The sequence below is a fragment of the Bacillus sp. FSL K6-0994 genome, assembly GCF_038630815.1.
GTDB lineage: Bacteria > Bacillota > Bacilli > Bacillales > Bacillaceae > Bacillus > Bacillus safensis.
This window is the reverse complement of the sequence record NZ_CP152043.1, coordinates 2689721-2708129: the sequence shown is the minus strand read 5'-3', so window position 1 is coordinate 2708129 and position 18409 is coordinate 2689721. Positions and strand designations below refer to the sequence as shown.

The window sequence follows — 18409 nt, the reverse complement described above, 5'->3', positions numbered from 1 at the left end:
AAATCGAGTGATTGTGGAAAAAAGAAGGTTTCCGTCGCCCCATCCGCATATTCACTTATATACAGTGACCTATGAGGCAGATGGACTTCGGATGAAAGGGCTGCTCGCTGAACCGGCCGGAGAAGGTTTCTACGACGGCTTTTTGTATTTACGAGGCGGCATTAAAAATGTGGGGATGGTCAGACCAGGCCGGATTGTGCAATTTGCCGCGCAGGGCTTTGTCGTCTTTGCTCCCTTTTACCGGGGAAACCAAGGAGGCGAAGGGAACGAAGATTTTGCCGGAGAAGATCGAAAAGATGCGTTCGCTGCCTTTCAGCTGTTAAAACAGCACAAAAAAGTGAAGAAGGACCGCATTCATATCTTTGGTTTTTCGCGAGGCGGTATTATGGGCATCTGGACCGCTGTTGAAATGAAACAGGAGGCAGCTTCCTTTGTCACATGGGGAGGCGTCAGTGATATGAAACTGACTTATGAAGAGCGTGTGGATATGAGAAGGATGATGAAACGTGTGATTGGCGGTCCCCCGCACAAGGTGCCAGAGGCTTATGAGGACAGAACGCCTTTAAATGATGTGGACAAAATTGAAGCGCCTGTTCTCATCATCCACGGAGAAGAGGATCAGAATGTATCCATTGAGCATGCATATTTATTAGAAGATGCGCTGCGCCAGCACGGAAAGTCAGTGGAGACTTGGTATTTTCATGGATACAACCATTATTTTCCCCCGCAGCATAATCGGGAAATTGTCAGGAGGCTGACGACGTGGATGCACAGCCGGAAAAGCGGAAATGTGGTAAAATAAGCAGTATAACGAAATTTAGAAAGTAGGGGGATTTTCAATATGGGAATGCCTGTTGAATTTAATACAATGATTGTCACGAAGGGAAAAGAGACAAGAATTGAAGAGAATGTATTTGAACTCATGAAGGAAGGATACCGCATTTATCCATTAAATATTCCGCTTGAGGTGCGTAAAACGAAAGACGGAGAAAAAACAGGGACAGCACACGTTGAAAAGCTGGAGCTTACAGACAATGTGACAAAGGTCACTTACCGACTCGTTTCATTACATTCAACAAACTAACCAAAAAAGCTGAGGGAATGATTCCCCTCAGCTTTTGTCATTTGATTATACGAGTGGACCGCCTTTGGCTTCAATGTCACTTGCCGCGTGGCTGAATTTTTGGAAGTTCTTTTTAAATTCATTGGCAAGGAAGTGTGCTTTTTCTTGATAAGCCTCTTGGTCATCCCATGTTTTAGCAGGTTGAAGCACTTCATCTGGTACACCAGGTATATGAAGCGGGATGTGTAAGCCAAAGATGTCATCAGTAATCATCTCGGCATTGTCAAGGTCACCTTCGATTGCTGCCTGCACCATTGCTCTTGTATGAGCGAGATTCATTCGTTTGCCTGTACCGTAGCCTCCGCCAGTCCAGCCTGTATTCACAAGGAATACTTTTGCACCGTGCTCATCAATCTTTTTGCCAAGCATTTCAGCATAGACGTGAGCTGGAAGCGGAAGGAATGGTGAACCGAAGCAAGTAGAGAATGTCGTTTCTGGTGATGTGACACCGCGCTCAGTTCCAGCTAATTTACTTGTGTACCCGCTCAAGAAATGGTACATTGCCTGCTCTTTTGTTAAACGGCTGATTGGAGGTAAGACGCCAAACGCATCCGCTGTTAAAAAGACAATGGCAGATGGATGTCCTGCGATACTTGGTTTCACGATGTTATCAATCATTTCGATTGGGTAAGCAGCGCGTGTATTTTCAGTAAAGAAAGTATCATCGTAATCCGCTTCACGTGTTTCTTCATCAAGCACAACGTTCTCAAGAACTGATCCGAAGCTGATCGCTTTGTAGATCTGAGGTTCTTTTTCTTCACTTAAGTTCACACATTTCGCATAGCATCCGCCCTCGATATTGAAGACCCCTGTGCCAGACCAGCCGTGTTCATCGTCTCCGATCAGCTTGCGGCTTGCGCTTGCAGAAAGCGTCGTTTTCCCAGTACCTGAAAGCCCGAAGAATAAGGCGACATCGCCTTCTTGACCTACGTTTGCTGAGCAGTGCATGGATAAAATATCTTGCTCAGGAAGCAGGTAGTTCATCACAGAGAAAATGGACTTTTTCATTTCTCCTGCATATTCTGTTCCACCTATAAGAATCGTGCGTTTTTCAAAAGAAACGATGATAAACGTTTCAGAGTTTGTGCCATCTGTTGCAGGATCTGCTTTAAAGTGCGGTGCAGATAAGATGGTGAAAGGTTTTTCGTTTGAAGAAGGTGTTGACCCGTCAGGTCTGATAAATAGCTGCTTGGCAAAAAGATTGTGCCATGCGAATTCGTTTACAACTGTAATCGGCATACGATATCTTTCGTCAGCGCCTGCAAACCCTTCAAAGACGAATAGTTCATCACGTTCTTTTAAGTATGACACAACCTTTGTATATAAACGGTCAAATGCTTCTTTGGAGATCGGCTGGTTTACTTGACCCCAATCGATTTTATGTTCAGAGCTTTCTTCTTTGACGATAAATTTATCTTTAGGCGAACGTCCTGTGTAGGCTCCAGTTGTAGCGCGGACAGCTCCAGTTGATGTTAAAACGCCTTCATTACGTGCCAAAATCTTTTCAACAAGTTTCGGAACAGATAAATTTTGGTGCGTATTTTCTAATGAGAGCAATGACTGCAAATCTTCTTTTAAATCCACTGAGTTCATAAAAAAACCCTTCCTTTACCGTTGAATTTGTTTGTTTCGATTAGTATAACACATTAATAATAATAGTCTATACTATTTAAAAATTTTTGTGTGTGTTTTTTCATTTCTGCTATGAAAATATGCTTTTTGGTGATGCTAATGGTGAGGAGAAAAAAGAGGGAGATAATTCTTATGAAGCATTGACATGACGCAAGGGTTTAAGATAAGATATCTTATTGAACGGATACTCTTATCCCGAGTTGGTGGAGGGACAGGCCCGATGAAGCCCAGCAACCGGTTTCTTATTTAAAAGGCATGAAAATGCTGAGAAACCAAGGTGCTAACCTGATGCAAGGTACAAGAACACCTTGAGCGATAAGAGTGAAAGGCATGCGATCTCAGACCCTTTCCTCGCAATGAAGGAAATGGTTTTTTTATTTTTGGGATATCATATGAACAAATTGCCAATAACATCTCTAATATAAACGTTTTCAAATATAAGAGGGAACGAGTTCCGTATCATATTGGAGGCCTCATCTTGGGATGATGTGGTCTTGTACAGGAGGAAATAGCCATTATGAGTCAAAATCGTCGTTTATTTACTTCAGAATCAGTGACAGAAGGACATCCGGATAAAATCTGTGATCAAATTTCAGACAGCATTTTGGATGAAATTTTAAAGAAAGATCCAAATGCACGTGTTGCCTGTGAAACTTCTGTTACAACCGGTCTCGTATTAGTAAGCGGTGAAATTACAACGTCTACTTATGTCGATATTCCAAAGACGGTGCGTGACACAATTAAGGAAATTGGCTACACACGTGCGAAATATGGTTTTGATGCGGAAACATGTGCTGTACTTACATCAATTGATGAACAGTCTGCTGATATTGCGCAAGGTGTAGACAAAGCGCTTGAAGCACGTGAAGGAACAATGACGGAAGAAGAAATTGATGCGATTGGTGCAGGTGACCAAGGATTGATGTTTGGTTTTGCCAACAACGAAACCGAAGAGCTCATGCCGCTGCCGATTTCACTAGCGCATAAATTATCTCGCCGTTTAACAGAAGTACGTAAAGATGAAACACTTGCATACCTTCGTCCAGACGGAAAAACACAAGTCACAGTTGAATATGATGAGCAAAACAAACCAGTTCGTATTGACACAGTGGTTATTTCTACGCAGCATGCACCAGAAGTGACGCTTGAACAAATTCAAAGTGACTTAAAAGAGCATGTCATCAGTCCTGTCGTTCCAAGTGAACTGATTGATGAACAGACAAAATACTTCATTAACCCAACTGGCCGTTTCGTGATCGGTGGACCTCAAGGGGATGCTGGTTTAACTGGACGTAAAATCATCGTTGATACGTATGGCGGATACGCTCGTCATGGAGGCGGTGCTTTCTCAGGTAAGGATGCAACGAAGGTTGACCGTTCTGCGGCATACGCTGCTCGTTACGTAGCGAAAAATATCGTAGCTGCCGGCCTTGCAGATTCTTGTGAAGTACAGCTTGCTTATGCAATTGGGGTTGCACAGCCTGTATCAATTTCAATTGATACATTCGGGACAGGAAAAGCTTCAGAAGAAAAATTAATTGAAGTGGTTCGTGCAAACTTTGATCTTCGTCCAGCTGGCATTATTAAAATGCTAGACCTGCGCCGTCCGATCTACAAACAAACAGCTGCATACGGACATTTCGGCCGTCACGACTTAGATCTTCCGTGGGAAAAAACGGATAAAGCCGATACACTTCGCAAAGAAGCATTGGGACAATAACAACATAAAAAACCGCTTATTTTAAGCGGTTTTCCTTTTGATTAAAAAAAAATCTTCAAAAAGCGAAAAAATGTGAAACAAAATCGGACAAAATACTGTCTAATTATAGGTCTACTTTTAAGAAATAACATAACGTGGAGGCAATAATATGTGTGGGTTTGTTGGTGTATTTAATCACCGTCCATTGTCCGAAACTACTGAACAGGAAGAGCTAATTAAACAAATGAATCGTCTCATCGTTCATCGTGGTCCGGATGATGAGGGTTACTTTCATGATGAGCATGTAGGATTTGGATTTAGACGTTTAAGTATTATAGATGTTGAGCACGGAAAGCAGCCGCTTTCTTATGAAGATGAAAAGTATTGGATTATTTTCAACGGAGAAATTTATAACTATGTGGAGCTGAAGGAAGAGCTTGTGAAAAAAGGCTATACGTTCAGCACAGATTCTGATACGGAAGTACTTCTTGCTACATACCGTCATTATAAAGAAGAAGCGGCTTCTAAGCTTCGCGGCATGTTTGCATTTTTAATTTGGGATAAAGAAGCGCAATTATTATATGGCGCAAGAGATCCTTTCGGCATCAAACCGCTTTATTTTACACAAATGGATGAGCAAGTGTACTTTGCATCTGAACGCAAAAGCTTGATGGCAGTGAACGAGAACATTTTATTTGATGAGACTGCTTTGCAGCAATACATGTCATTCCAGTTCGTACCTGAGCCAAATACACTTGATCAAAAGGTGCACAAAGTAGAGCCTGGTCATCAGTTTACTTTACGCCCAGGACAGGAGATTGAATTTAAGACTTACTGGAAGGTTCAATTCAAGCCTGAGCAAACTCAAGAACAAAAGCTGATTGAAGAAGTCCGCGATGCAATCTATGATTCTGTGAAAGTTCATATGAGAAGTGATGTACCTGTTGGTTCATTCCTATCAGGTGGTATCGATTCTTCTTTCATCGTATCTGTCGCAAAGGAATTTCATCCTGAGCTGAAGACGTTTTCTGTTGGTTTCCAGCAGGATGGCTTTAGTGAAGTTGATGTAGCGAAGGAAACGGCTGATAAGCTGGGCTTACAAAACTTCAGCGCGGTAATTTCTCCTGAGGAATATATGAATGAGCTTCCGAAAATTGTTTGGCATTTAGATGATCCTTTAGCTGATCCGGCGGCGATTCCATTGTATTTCGTGGCAAAGGAAGCGAAGAAACAAGTGACGGTCGTTCTTTCTGGTGAGGGAGCAGACGAGCTGTTCGGTGGATATAATATTTACCGTGAGCCGCTTTCTCTTAAACCATTTGAATCTGTTCCATCTATGCTGAAAAAGCTTCTTCTTCGTCTGGCGCGCTTAATGCCAGAAGGAATGAAAGGAAAAAGCTTTATCGTCCGCGGCTGTACACCATTAGAGGAACGTTATATCGGTAATGCGAAAATCTTTGAAGAGCCAGTAAAGAAAAACCTCTTAAAGCAGTATGATCCGAACATTACGTATCGTGATGTGACGAAGACATACTTCGAGGAAAGTGCAGGCTACAGTGATATTAACAAAATGCAATATGTTGATATTCATACGTGGATGCGCGGGGACATCTTACTGAAAGCAGATAAGATGACAATGGCGAATTCTCTTGAGCTTCGCGTTCCTTTCCTTGATAAGGTCGTATTTGAAGCGGCTTCTAAAATTCCAGAAGAGCTGAAAACAAAAGATGGCACAACGAAATATTTATTGCGTAAAGCAGCAGAAGGCATTGTGCCTGACCATGTGTTAAACCGCAAGAAGCTTGGCTTCCCTGTTCCAATTCGTCATTGGCTGAAAAATGAGATGAACGCTTGGGCGAAAGACATCATTAAAAACAGTCAAACTGACGAATATATTAACAAAGCGTATGTGCTTGATTTATTAAATGAACATTGTGCTGGTAAAGCAGATCATAGCCGTAAGATTTGGACCGTCCTGATTTTTATGATTTGGCACAGCATTTATGTCGAGCGCAGTATTGATCCAGAGCAATTGAATCATCAACCGAAAGAAGTCATCTTCAGTTAATGAAAAGAGGTTTTCAGCTTTGTGCTGAAAACCTTTTTTGTCATGATAGAAAGTGGCGGAAAAGGGTAAAATAACAAGCAGTTCATAGTTATTGCTTAATATCCTGAAAAAAACATGATAAAGTGAAGATACACGTATGATGTTAACGAGATAAAAGGGAACGATAGTATTGTCCTTTTTCTACATATTCTCTGCGGATTCGGTCCATGTCTTGGATATCTTCATCTGTTAACAGCCGAACGACTTTGGCTGGACGGCCAAAAGCGAGTGATCCTTTTGGGATGACCTTTCCTTGAGGGACAAGACTTCCTGCACCGATAAAGGCGCCTTCGCCAATCTCCGCACCATCGAGAATGATAGACCCCATGCCAATGAGGGCATTTTTTCGAATGATTGAGCTATGTAATGTGACTTGGTGTCCAATGGTAGCACCATCTTCAATAAGAAGTGTTTTTCCAGGACTTTGATGCAGGCACGATAAATCTTGAATGTTGACGTTCTTTCCAATTCTCACAGGTGCAACATCGCCTCTGATCACGGTTTGGAACCAAACGCTCGAATATTCTCCAATTGTGACATCACCGGTAATGGTGGCGTTATCTGCGACAAAGACCGATTCATGAATCTCAGGTGTAAACTGATGATATGGATAAATCACTTTTTCGACTTCCTTTCTTAATACAACATTTGTGAGGTGTTTACTTTGTGGACTTGGCATGCTGAAAGACCAGTTGGTACAATTGTCATTGTACATGGTGCGAGTGAATATCACGGCCGATATAAATGGCTGATTGAAATGTGGCGGAATGCAGGCTATCACGTCGTCATGGGTGATTTGCCTGGGCAAGGCACATCGACACGTGCGCGAGGCCACATTCGTTCGTTTCAAGAATACATTGATACAGTCGATGAATGGATCGAGCATGCGAAATCATTCAGGCTTCCTACTTTTTTACTTGGACACAGTATGGGTGGACTCATTTCAATTGAGTGGATGAAGCAGTATACCCATACGAAGTTGAATGGCCTTATTTTATCATCACCTTGTTTAGGTCTGCAATTTAAACCGAAGAAGCTGATGGATTTTGCGTCAAAAGGTCTAAATGTGCTGGCACCGTCTTTTAAAGTGGAGTCAGGGCTGTCGATTGAACTAGCCACACGAAATCAGGCGGTCATTGAGGCAGACTCAAATGATTCTCTTTACGTAACAAAGGTGTCGGTTCGCTGGTATCGAGAGCTGATCAAAAATATCGATGCGGCGATGCAGCCGACGAATGTCTTTAAATCGATCCCGCTCCTTTTAATGCAGGCGGGCGATGATAAGATCGTGGATAAAACGAGGGTGATTAAATGGTTCAATGGCATAGAATCAACCAATAAATCATACCGTGAATGGGAAGGGCTGTATCACGAAATTTTTAATGAACCAGAAAGAGAAGATGTGTTTAAGGCGGCAAGAGCCTTTACAGATCAATATATTTGATTGTGAGCTTTAAGTTGGGGGTGGAGTGATTTGTCAGTACCAGAGCGTCCTTTTGCACTGATGACAAAGGTGTATAAAGATATTTTTCCGCTTGTTCATCAGGAGCTGAAAAAGTGGCGGGCTCATGCCGAAATGATTGAAAATGAAGAACTGAGAACGCAGGCACTAGCGAGCATATCGAGTAAAACGTTTCACTGTGAAGGCGGAGGTATTTTATCTCTTCTGGCAGGTGAAGAGAAAGAAACATGTATTGAATTCATTGTGGCGTATCAAACCATTAGTGATTACTTAGATAACCTTTGTGACCGCAGCACGTCGCTTGATCCAAAGGATTTCCATATGCTGCATCAAGCGATGAGAGATGCGCTTGATATTCATGCTGAGCTCAAGCCATACTATCAATTCCGTGATGATCAAGAGGATCATGGATATTTACATGCGCTTGTCCGCACATGCCAAGATGTGCTTACGCGTGTTCGACATTATCCGATCATTCAGCCATATTTACACACGCTGTGTGATTACTATAGTGACCTGCAAGTACATAAGCACGTTGTTCCCCATGAGCGTGTACCACGGCTAGAGTCATGGTTCCGCCAATATGAAAAAGATTTGCCGAAGATGGAATGGTATGAGTTTTCAGCTTGTGCGGGATCAACGTTAGGGATATTCTGTCTTGTGGCGTATGCGCTGCAGCCTGATTTTACAGTAAAGCAGGCGAAGCAAATTTACGAAAGCTATTTCCCTTATATTCAAGGTCTGCACATTTTACTCGATTATTTAATAGACCAAGAAGAGGACAGGCTTGGGGGAGATCTGAACTTTTGCTCATACTATGATTCTCATCATGAGATGATGGATAGACTTCAGCATTTTATTGAAAAAGCGGATGAGCAGCTGAAAGGCATTCCGCATGAAAACTTTCACAAATTGATTAACAGAGGATTACTGGCGGTCTATTTGTCCGATGAAAAAGTGACAGCCCAAAAAGAGATGAACAAGCTGGCAAAAAGGCTTATCAAATCAAGCGGGAAAACATCGTTCTTTTTCTATATTAACGGAAGAGCCTATCGGACTTATCAGAAAATGCCTTGGATGAAATCATCATAAAAAAGCTCAAATCCATTAGGATTTGAGCTTCAGCGTGTAGACAAACCCTCGCATTCGGTGTCAGGTCTGCGCGCCGGTACTCACGAATGTCAAATTCGCTCCGTTCCGGTGCTCGCTCGTTCCTAGACTGCAAAGGTTTTCTATCACGCTGAAAAGAAGAAAAAAGCTAAAATGCACATCATTTTAGCTTTTTTTCAATGGCGACCACAAAAGGCGGGTCGTTTTGAATATTCATGTATTGATATGATAAAACTTGTACCTCTTCATGAGGGAGTGATCTGCAATAGTCGAGAAGCACTTCTTTTTCTCTTTTACCTTCGGGATGTCCATGGTAGATCACAAGGACGATCAGTCCTCCGGGTTTGAGCCATTCGAGGAGCTGCTTGATGGCTTCAATGGTTGTATGAGCCTGAGTGGTGACGGCTTTATCGCCTCCTGGCAGATACCCAAGGTTAAACACTGCACCAGATATATGTCCATAAACATCCTTCGGAAGATGATCCGCCAGTTTTTCATGTCCATCATGGATGAGGTGAACGTAAGGATATTGACCGCCAAGCCTTTTGCTTGTCTGCTGCAAGGCTTCCTCTTGCACGTCGAATGCAAACACTTGTCCTTCAGTTCCTACAAGGTCCGCTAAATAGAGTGTATCATGGCCGTTTCCCATTGTTGCATCTATGACGATGTCGCCTTTTTGACAAGCGCGTTCTAACAGCTCTTTACTAAAAGGAAGCATGCGTTTCAAAATCATTTAGCTGCTTCTTCCAATCTGACGAAACGTTTCCCTTGGTAGCTGTTACGTCTTTCGAGCTCAGCATTAATGGCATTGAGCACTTCCCACTTGTTAACACTCCACATTGGACCAACCATTAATTCAATTGGGCCGTCCCCTGTAATACGGTGAATAATCATTTCTGGCGGCAGAATCTCCAGCTGATCACAAACAAGCTGAACATATTCCTCCTGGCTTAAAAACTCAAGCTTTCCTTTTTCATATTGCTTGACCATTGGAGTCCCTTTTAAAAGGTGAAGCAAATGAATTTTAATTCCCTGCACATCTAAATCCGCAACAGCTTTTGCTGTTTCCATCATCATGTCTCGGTTTTCAAGAGGCAATCCATTGATGATATGTGAGCAGACACGAATTCCGTGTTTTCTCAGTTTTTCTACACCTTCAACGTAGCATTCATAATCATGAGCACGGTTAATGAGCATAGCTGTCCGTTCGTGTACCGTTTGAAGACCAAGCTCTACCCATAGGTAAGTGCGTTCGTTTAATTCGGCTAAATACTCCACTACGTCATCCGGCAGACAGTCAGGTCTTGTTGCAATGGATAGACCTACGACACCATCCAGATTCATGACGGTTTCATATTTTTCTTTTAGGACAGGAAGCGGCGCGTGTGTGTTTGTATACGCCTGGAAATACGCCATGTATTTTCCGTCTTTCCATTTTGTATGCATCCGGTCTTTGATTTCGTTAAATTGAGTGATGAGATCATCAGCCCGGTTTCCTGCAAAATCACCAGATCCAGCGGCACTGCAAAATGTACAGCCGCCGTGGGCTACAGTACCATCACGGTTTGGGCAGTCAAAGCCGCCGTCTAAGGCTACTTTAAATACTTTATGACCAAAGTGTTCACGCAAATGGTAGTTCCATGTGTGATAACGTTTTTCGCTGTTTGAATATAAAAAAGGGTTATGCTGATCCAAGTCAGTAACCTCCTTGCATAATAATAGGCATCCTTAAAGTTTAACAAAAATCACGAAGGAGGACAATTGAATCTGTCCAACATTTTCTTTAGTGAAAAAGCTTTACATGGGCAAAATAGGCGGGAGCGATGATGAAATGGAGGGAATGTAAGATGGCAACAAGGCAGTCGATTGATGAATTTATTCAAAAAAGTACGGAAACCCTTGAGTTTGCAAGTGAACAATTTGATTTGAGCTCACGTCAGGAACATTATAATGAGGAAGAGTTTTCTAAAGCACAGCTCATGCTTGAGAATACGGTCAACGAATTAGAAAAATTAAAAGATGTCGCCAATGACCAGCAAAGAGAACGATTAGACAGGGCACGTGTTCAAATTCAGAGCTTACAAAATCAAATGATTTTAGGGATTTCTTACGATAATGAATGATGAACAGATCCTTCTTTTAAGGGTCTGTTTTTTATTTTCTTAATAAGTTATTGACTTTTATGCTGGGTATCTATATTGTATTAAGTGTACTACATCAACTAATACACTATAGACACTTAAAGTGAAGAAAGGTGTTCAACCATGAAAAAAGAAAAAAACCCAATTAATTTGAAGTGGATGGTGCTGGCTGTTGCGTTAGCATGTACATTTTTTTTCGTTCTTGTTTTCATTGGTTTTGAAGTTCAAAAAGATTTGATACCCAATTCAGTTCCTTTAATGCAAGGACATGAACAAGCGATAGGACTGCAAAAGCATGAATGAGGAAAGAGGGAGTCATCATGATTCAAATAGATCCAAGAAGCGCTGCGCCAATATATGAACAAATCATTGAGCAGCTCAAAATTTTATGTTTAAAAGGCGTGATGAAGCCTGGTGACAAACTGCCCTCTGTCAGAGAGCTCGCCACCATTATCATTGCCAACCCAAACACCGTCAGTAAAGCGTATAAAGAGCTAGAGCGGGAAGGGATTATTGAAACTCTGCGGGGCCGCGGTACGTATGTAACAGAAGGTGCTCAGTTAAAGCTGAATGAAGGGAAGGTGCTCCAGATGAAAGAACAGTTAAGACAACTCATCATAGAAGCTCATCATGCTGGTATAGATATTCATCAGCTCAAGGAATGGCTGGAAGAGATCGGCTCAAGTCTAAAAGGAGGAAAACAAGTTGATTGAGGTTAGAAATGTATCAAAGAAATTAAATGGACGCGAAGTACTCAGCGACGTTTCCTTCAAAATAGGCGAAGGTGAGATCTTCGGTCTGCTTGGCCGTAATGGCTCGGGGAAAACAACACTTCTCAGATTGATTCAGCAAATTCTTCTTCCGGATGAAGGAGAGATTTATTTTAAAGATGTGCTGGTGAAAGACCACCCTTTAGTAAAGCAAAATATTGTATTCATGCCGGTCGTGAATCCTTACTTTGACAGATACAATTACGGACAGCTTGTCCAGCTGTTAAAGCATATGTATCCAAAGTTTGACGTGACCTATGCCAATGAGCTTGTGAACCGCTATGAAATTCCGGAAAAAGTGAAGTATCGTGAGTTGTCGACAGGGTTAAAGAAACAGCTGTCATTAATTTTAAGCTTTGCCCTCAAACCAGCGGTCATTTTATTAGATGAGCCGACTGATGGTATTGATGCGGTCACAAGAAATGACGTTCTTCAGCTGATGATTGACGAGGTGGCAGAACGACAAACAACGATTTTAATTACATCTCACCGCTTAGAGGACATTGAGCGCATGTGTAATCGAATTGGATTTTTAGAAGGAAATCAGCTCACAAGTGTCATGGATTTAGATGAATTAAAGAATGACTATGTCAAAATCCAAATGGCCTTTGAAGAAGATATGAACTTAAGTATTCGAAAAAATGGCGTTGCGATTTTGGATCAAGCGGGCGTTTTCTATACAGCGCTTGTTCTAAAAACCGACGAAGAAGCTAAAGAGTACTTGAAGTCACTGAAGCCAAAAGTATGGCATGAACTGCCTGTGAATTTAGAAGAAGTATTCATTGCGAAGTTTGGAGGGAAACGCAGATGGTAAAGCGGCAATTATTATATAAGGAGTGGAAGCAATCAGAGCTGACATTCATTTTAGTGATGATTGTTGCTGCGCTTGCGACGCCCTTTGCATTCTTAATGGAATATTCGTCTTTTCAAACGTGCCTAAACGATACAGAATGTATTACGGATGCACCACGTTTTTCTTATATCTTTAAGACGGATCCTTTCCTCTCCCTTTCATGGCTAATGGGAATTTTCTTTGCTGTCATGCAGCTTGGATTTGAGAGAAATAAAGGGCAGATGGATTTTACCTTATCCTTGCCATTTAGCAGAAGTACAATCTATCACACAAAGTTTTTCTTAGGTGCTGGAATCATAGCAGTCGCTCATGCCGTTTCTTATGTTCTTACTTATTTACTTATTTTAGGACTTAACCCACTAGAGACACCTGGCTTTCATAGCGTTTATATCATTTCGCTTGTGTCCTCCTTGATGTTTTATAGTTTATTTTTTGCAGCGGGTACTTTAACCGGAAGTTCCATTGCGCAAGCAATCGTTGGGTTCAGCACAGCTATTTTACCCTTTTTAGTGATCGGATTACCGCTTGTTCATGTAGATTTTATCATCAAGACAAGTGGGAGTTGGTTAGATAAGAGCTTCGCTTATTTGATATCGCCTATATCTCCAATCAACTATATTATAGATGAACCTTTCCGATCTGATTATCCTCTTTGGTTCTCAGGCGAAAAAATCATTATACCTATTGTCATGGTGGTTCTGTTTTATCTAATTGGCTTAATTAGCTTTATAAAACATCCAATTGAAAGAAATGGCCGCTTCTTCCTTTACTCAAGTATGGATAGACCTATTCAGATTATGGTCATCGTCTTCGGTGTTCTAGGGTTTGGATGGTTTGGTTTTTCTTCAGATAATTCCATATTTGGTTATATCGTTGGCATGCTCATCGGTGGAGTCGTAGGCGCCTTAACGAGTTATTTCTTAATCTATAGAAAAAGATAAACAGAGAGCAGGGGAGTAGAGATGATTCAGATTCAAGCATTAGATCATGTATTTAAAATTGGTAAAAAGGGCAGGGAAAATGAAATTCCTGTGCTGAAAGGGATTGACCTGTCCATCAAAAGAGGCGATATTGCTTGTATTGTTGGACGAAGTGGTTCGGGGAAATCGACTTTATTGAACTTAATATCAGGCTATATTACGCCAACGAGCGGAAAAATTGTCATTGATGGCACCGATGTGACCGGCTTTAATGAAAAAGAATGGGCAGACTTTCGCTTAGATCACTTTGGCTTTATCTTTCAAAGCTTTCAGTTGATCGGGAGCTTAACAACGTATGAGAATGTTGAACTTCCGCTCACTTTAAAAGGAGTGAAGCCGTCTGAACGAAAGGCGAAAGTAAAAGAAATGCTGAAACGAGTAGGACTTGAACATCACGCAGGACATTACCCAAATGAGCTGTCAGGCGGACAGCAGCAGCGTGTGAGTATTGCAAGAGCCTTGATTTTAAATCCATCAATTATTTTAGCAGATGAACCAACAGGCAGTCTGGATTCAGAAACTGAAGGAGAAATTTTAGCCTTTATCCAGCAGCTCAATCGCGAAAAAGGAATTACATTTGTCATCATTACACATGACGATGAAGTCGCTTCAATCGCAGACACAACGTTCCAGCTTCACGACGGTGTATTAAAGAAAGGGGAACAATCCATTGAAATTTAGAGATCAGGTCAAATTCATTAGAAGAAATATGAAGAAAAATAGATTGCGTGTGTTTATGACCATTCTTGCGACGACAATGGCATGCTCTTTCTTAATCGTTCTAGCGTCTGTCGGTTTTGGTTTGCAAAAATCAGCTCAAGATGAAATTATGAAGCAGCAAATCATCACAGAAATTAAAGTGTTAGGAAAAGAAAAAGGAGACGTTAAGATTGATGATTTAAAGAAATATGATCATGTGAAATCTGTCGTCTCAAGAACGGCAATCAATCCTTCGATTAACGTCGAGCTCGATAACCGTTCAAGTGAAACGCAGGCTGCTTTGACTGATATGAAAGAAGAAAAAGAAGCAGGTCTTGAACTAGACCGAGGAAAAGTCCCAACATCAGCGAACGAAATTGTGGTTGGGTATCATATGGCGCAGCAACTGTGGACAAAAAAAGAACGCGAAGCCTATGAAAAAGAATTAAACCAGACGTCAAATGGGGAAGAAACACCGAAGGAGCCAAAAGGCTACACGAAGGATATTTTAAATAAAGTGATTCAAATCAAAGTGCCAAAACTAAATGAAGAAGGTGAAGTCGTTAAAGAAAAAACATTTGATTTCCGTGTAGTAGGCGTTTTGAAAAAGCCGAATTTGGAGTGGCAGGAGGATCATAAAATTCTGATTCCGAATGCTTATGAAAAAGAATTTGGTCAAATACTCGACCTGTCTCCTGAAGCAGGAAATGTCGAGAAAATGACCTCTGTTTATGCAGATAAATTCGACAATGTCGGTACGCTCACGAATAAACTGACAGATGAGGGCTATCAAGTCATCTCTGTGACGAACCAGCTTGAAGGAATGGATATGTTCTTTACGGTCTTCAAAATTGGACTCATTTTTGTCGGATGTATTGCAGTCATTATTTCTGCCATCGGAATTTTCAATACGATGACCATGGCGGTAACAGAGCGAACACAAGAGATTGGGATTATGAAAGCCATTGGCGCGAATCCATCCATTATCAAGCGGATGTTCCTAATGGAAAGTGCTTATATTGGAGTAATCGGATCAATCATCGGTATTATCATCTCATATTTGATTAGTTTCGCCGTTAATTTAATCATCCCAGCCATTTTGTCGTCCATGTCTGAGGGAGGATCAAGCGATCAATTCTCGATTACTTTTTCCTATATTCCACTCAGCCTTGTCATTACAGCGACAGTGATCAGCGCAGGGGTAGCGATCATCTCAGGGCTTAACCCGGCACGTAAGGCAACAAAAACGAATGTATTAGCAGCTTTAAGAAGAGAAATCTAAAAAAGAACCTCCTGTAAACCCGATTGGGTGCTCAGGAGGTTCTTTTTTATCTTAATTAAACATCGCTATTGCTTAGGTGCCCTGTATCCGGCACGCTCTGCTTCTTCTACTGAGCAGAACATTTTGGTTACATTCTTTGTTCTAGAGTAGTATCTGCTGCTTGGTGTGTGGTAAATACCGTTGACACTCCCTTTAATGTTACAGGCAGCCGATTCTTTTTTTGTTTCCTTTTGTGATTCATGACCGCCTGTGCTTTTTCCTTCATCTTTAGGTGCGGAGCGCTGGACGGTGGAAGACTTCGTATCGCTGCTGCTATTCTTGATTTCTTGTTTGAGTGTTTCATTGCTGGAGGTGAGCTTGTCTATTTTCTCTTCAAGCGATTGAATGGTCTTTTCTTGCTGTTTGACCGTTTCTTTTTCTGAGGTGATGGTTTCTAGCTTTTTTTCCAGCTTTTCTTTTTCCTTCTCCGCATCTTCTAAAGAGGAGGTAAGCGACTCTTTATCAGCTTTTAAGCGCGAAATGTCAGATGAGAGTTCCTTTTGATCCTTTAACAGCTGTTCGGAAGATGGATCGGCTTGTGCCTTTGGCGCATTTCCAGCAGTAAGCGGTAATGACATAATGGAAAAGAAGAGACCAATGATCAAAAAAGGATAAAAAAGTTTCTTTGAAAAAATCAGCTCGTTCTGGTGTTTGAGTAAGAAGAAATTGACAGCATATCCGATGGCAAAACAAACACATAAAAGACCTAATATGAGTAACAGCATATCTAACAGCCCCCCTAAATTGCTATTTACACCTATCATACCTCATTTTTCCATTTTGGGGAGCGGTTCAATTAAAAAAACCCTGTTTACACAGGGTTTTCAGCTAATGGTAATCCTTTTATGGCTTCTTTTACTGTCAAATAAGTGATCGTATTCTGGAAATCTGTATCGAGGTCTTTCATTTTCAGCGCAAGCTGCGGCTTAATCCCAGTGATGATCAGTTCGGTTCCAGTTAGATTGAGAAGATGATGCAGTTTGAAAATACGTGCTGCGACGGAATCATCGACCTCGATTAAACCAGAAAGGTCGACAATTAAATAATCATCCTTTGAATCATCTAATATACAGGTTAACTTAGCGACAATAGCATCAAAGCGTTCTTCAGATAATTTTCCGATAAGCGGAAGAGCAGATACACCATTTTTAATTGGGACGATTGGCGTCGAAAGAGAGGTGACTTCCTGTAAGGAATCTTCTAGGAGCTGTTCATATTCTTTCTGTTTCGTAATATCCTTTTGAAAACCAATGAAAAATGTTTTGTCATCTTGTTCAATGTATAGAGGATCTATATTGAGTTCATTCCAAAAAAAAGTGCCGTCTTTTTTATAATTTTTTAGCTGTGTGGTAATAGGTGTTTTGTTTTGAATTCCATGACGAATTAAAGCAAGCTGCTTTTGATCCGTGTCTTTTCCTTGAAGGAATCGACAATTACGACCAAGAATTTCATCTGGTTTGTATCCAGTCATTTGTGTAAAGCCGTGATTCACATAAACGATAGGGTTATCCTCTAAGGAAGGGTCTGTAATGACAACACCGATCCGCGCATGATCCAGCGCTTTTTTGATGAGTTCAAGCTGTTTTTGCAAGCCGAAAATGTTCGAGCTGACCATATTACCCTCCTTTGCTGCTATAAGACATATCAAATGGTTGTCTTTTCAATCAAATGAATCCTTTTAAACGTAACATAACATATGTTCTGTTTCAACGATTGCAAACGCTTTGTTAAATTTGTCATCATAGTTTGTCCTCCATTAGAATAGAGTAAGTAAGGAGACTTTTCATTAGAAAAAGAAGGAATCAATTACTCATCATTCATAAAATGACAAAAATAGTTAATATGGATTAGGTAAAAATGATTCCAATGCATCAAGATTGTTTTTAGGTCATTCACATATAATGGAAGAAACAAGCTTTTTTTCTTCGTTAGAGAGAATAGACCTTTTACATGGATTATGACGGAACAGCAGAATGGCATTACAGGGGGCTGGACAGCCTGAAGTCGCTTTACTATTCTAAGGGCTTTAGGAAGGTGATGAAAATGCTGCAACAAGTCATTATTGCTTGCGCCATTGGAGGGGTCATGGGCATTCTCGGTCACGTAAAGAAAAAAGGCAGGCTAGAGAAGCCCAGAATGACAAAAAAGTTTATTTACTTAGGGTTTATTGAAGATTGGCTCGTTGGGATGATTGCCGCTACACTGCTTGTCTTATCCTCAAATCCCGAATCTAGTCTGCACTTGATCATCTTATCCATTATTTCAGGTTACGGAGGAGAAGCAGTTCTGCGAAGCTTCGATTTTGTGAGAGAAGAACGTTCACAGGATGCAGGCTCCAACCGTCATAACCGATCTCCACACGAATAATATCCTCACTTTACCCTAGTCTAGGGTACATTCCCATTGTATACAAACCTGCTTGCACTTATGATCATAATTCTATAAAATACTACTTAGATGACGGTTACGATAAGAACAGTGAAGAGGAGTAGTAGGAAAGCAGTATTTGTCT

Annotated in this window: 20 protein-coding genes, 1 riboswitch and 1 other annotated feature (1 of these 22 only partly in view); of the genes, 14 read left to right on the top strand and 6 right to left on the bottom strand. The window is 41.2% G+C overall.

Annotated elements, in window-relative coordinates; genetic code table 11:
* Nucleotides 1-7: 7 nt before the first annotated feature.
* Nucleotides 8-802, top strand: a complete 795-nt coding sequence (locus tag MHB69_RS14000) for a prolyl oligopeptidase family serine peptidase (RefSeq protein ID WP_144496325.1) — start codon at nt 8-10, stop codon at nt 800-802.
* 39 nt (nt 803-841) lie between these two features.
* Complete coding sequence (locus MHB69_RS13995; RefSeq protein WP_003217584.1) at nt 842-1084, top strand: DUF2584 domain-containing protein; 243 nt, start codon at nt 842-844, stop codon at nt 1082-1084.
* 45 nt (nt 1085-1129) lie between these two features.
* On the opposite strand, the gene pckA is transcribed toward MHB69_RS13995, so the two are convergent.
* The gene (pckA, locus tag MHB69_RS13990) at nt 1130-2716 is read right to left on the bottom strand and encodes a phosphoenolpyruvate carboxykinase (ATP) (RefSeq protein WP_024424910.1); all 1587 of its coding nucleotides are present in this window, start codon (nt 2714-2716) and stop codon (nt 1130-1132) included.
* A 226-nt stretch (nt 2717-2942) separates the two neighbouring features.
* A riboswitch (SAM riboswitch) is annotated at nt 2943-3077 on the top strand.
* Nucleotides 3078-3272: 195 nt separating this feature from the next.
* On the opposite strand from pckA, the gene metK reads away from it, so the two are divergent.
* Nucleotides 3273-4475 carry a methionine adenosyltransferase gene (gene metK / locus MHB69_RS13985; RefSeq protein WP_034279424.1) on the top strand — a complete coding sequence of 401 codons (1203 nt, stop codon included), beginning with the start codon at nt 3273-3275 and terminating at the stop codon, nt 4473-4475.
* A 148-nt stretch (nt 4476-4623) separates the two neighbouring features.
* On the top strand, nt 4624-6522 hold the full coding sequence (gene asnB / locus MHB69_RS13980) for an asparagine synthase (glutamine-hydrolyzing) (RefSeq protein WP_046312154.1): 1899 nt from the start codon (nt 4624-4626) through the stop codon (nt 6520-6522).
* 142 nt (nt 6523-6664) lie between these two features.
* On the opposite strand, the gene MHB69_RS13975 is transcribed toward asnB, so the two are convergent.
* Nucleotides 6665-7180, bottom strand: a complete 516-nt coding sequence (locus MHB69_RS13975) for a gamma carbonic anhydrase family protein (RefSeq protein WP_024426216.1) — start codon at nt 7178-7180, stop codon at nt 6665-6667.
* A gap of 45 nt (nt 7181-7225) precedes the next feature.
* Between MHB69_RS13975 and MHB69_RS13970 the strand changes: the two genes are divergently transcribed.
* Together MHB69_RS13970 and MHB69_RS13965 are read left to right on the top strand one after the other, a co-directional pair.
* Complete coding sequence (locus MHB69_RS13970) at nt 7226-8005, top strand: alpha/beta hydrolase (RefSeq protein ID WP_065214491.1); 780 nt, start codon at nt 7226-7228, stop codon at nt 8003-8005.
* A gap of 30 nt (nt 8006-8035) precedes the next feature.
* The gene (locus MHB69_RS13965; protein ID WP_065214492.1) at nt 8036-9115 is read left to right on the top strand and encodes a tetraprenyl-beta-curcumene synthase family protein; all 1080 of its coding nucleotides are present in this window, start codon (nt 8036-8038) and stop codon (nt 9113-9115) included.
* 178 nt (nt 9116-9293) lie between these two features.
* Here MHB69_RS13965 and MHB69_RS13960 read toward each other — a convergent pair whose 3' ends face one another.
* Complete coding sequence (locus MHB69_RS13960) at nt 9294-9866, bottom strand: class I SAM-dependent methyltransferase (protein ID WP_024426215.1); 573 nt, start codon at nt 9864-9866, stop codon at nt 9294-9296.
* Nucleotides 9863-10828 (bottom strand): TIGR01212 family radical SAM protein, encoded by a 966-nt coding sequence (locus MHB69_RS13955; protein WP_017358356.1) that lies wholly within the window; start codon nt 10826-10828, stop codon nt 9863-9865. The genes MHB69_RS13960 and MHB69_RS13955 overlap by 4 nt, the downstream gene beginning before the upstream one ends.
* A gap of 152 nt (nt 10829-10980) precedes the next feature.
* Here MHB69_RS13955 and MHB69_RS13950 point away from each other — a divergent pair, with 152 nt between their 5' ends.
* The 7 genes from MHB69_RS13950 (at nt 10981) to MHB69_RS13920 (ending at nt 15858) form a co-directional block, all read left to right on the top strand.
* On the top strand, nt 10981-11256 hold the full coding sequence (locus MHB69_RS13950; protein WP_024426214.1) for a YtzC family protein: 276 nt from the start codon (nt 10981-10983) through the stop codon (nt 11254-11256).
* A gap of 141 nt (nt 11257-11397) precedes the next feature.
* Complete coding sequence (locus MHB69_RS13945; RefSeq protein WP_024426213.1) at nt 11398-11577, top strand: hypothetical protein; 180 nt, start codon at nt 11398-11400, stop codon at nt 11575-11577.
* Nucleotides 11578-11594: 17 nt separating this feature from the next.
* Nucleotides 11595-11987 (top strand): GntR family transcriptional regulator, encoded by a 393-nt coding sequence (locus tag MHB69_RS13940; protein ID WP_024426212.1) that lies wholly within the window; start codon nt 11595-11597, stop codon nt 11985-11987.
* Nucleotides 11980-12858 carry an ABC transporter ATP-binding protein gene (locus MHB69_RS13935; protein WP_144496324.1) on the top strand — a complete coding sequence of 293 codons (879 nt, stop codon included), beginning with the start codon at nt 11980-11982 and terminating at the stop codon, nt 12856-12858. The genes MHB69_RS13940 and MHB69_RS13935 overlap by 8 nt, the downstream gene beginning before the upstream one ends.
* Nucleotides 12852-13838 carry an ABC transporter permease subunit gene (locus MHB69_RS13930; RefSeq protein ID WP_061109506.1) on the top strand — a complete coding sequence of 329 codons (987 nt, stop codon included), beginning with the start codon at nt 12852-12854 and terminating at the stop codon, nt 13836-13838. Before MHB69_RS13935 ends, MHB69_RS13930 begins: the two co-directional genes overlap by 7 nt.
* Nucleotides 13839-13859: 21 nt before the next feature.
* Nucleotides 13860-14558, top strand: a complete 699-nt coding sequence (locus MHB69_RS13925; protein WP_024424897.1) for an ABC transporter ATP-binding protein — start codon at nt 13860-13862, stop codon at nt 14556-14558.
* On the top strand, nt 14548-15858 hold the full coding sequence (locus MHB69_RS13920; RefSeq protein WP_061109505.1) for an ABC transporter permease: 1311 nt from the start codon (nt 14548-14550) through the stop codon (nt 15856-15858). Before MHB69_RS13925 ends, MHB69_RS13920 begins: the two co-directional genes overlap by 11 nt.
* Before the next feature lie 65 nt (nt 15859-15923).
* Here the strand turns inward: MHB69_RS13920 and MHB69_RS13915 are convergent, their stop codons facing one another.
* Both MHB69_RS13915 and MHB69_RS13910 read right to left on the bottom strand, forming a co-directional pair.
* Nucleotides 15924-16622: a hypothetical protein gene (locus tag MHB69_RS13915; protein WP_342495695.1), complete on the bottom strand. Its 699-nt coding sequence runs from the start codon at nt 16620-16622 to the stop codon at nt 15924-15926.
* 86 nt (nt 16623-16708) lie between these two features.
* Nucleotides 16709-17512 (bottom strand): STAS domain-containing protein, encoded by an 804-nt coding sequence (locus tag MHB69_RS13910; RefSeq protein WP_024426208.1) that lies wholly within the window; start codon nt 17510-17512, stop codon nt 16709-16711.
* A gap of 422 nt (nt 17513-17934) precedes the next feature.
* Between MHB69_RS13910 and MHB69_RS13905 the strand changes: the two genes are divergently transcribed.
* Entirely contained in the window at nt 17935-18264 is a 330-nt protein-coding gene (locus tag MHB69_RS13905) for a DUF4257 domain-containing protein (RefSeq protein WP_008343006.1), read from the top strand.
* A gap of 102 nt (nt 18265-18366) precedes the next feature.
* Nucleotides 18367-18409 (top strand) — a binding site (T-box leader); it runs 179 nt beyond the window's last position.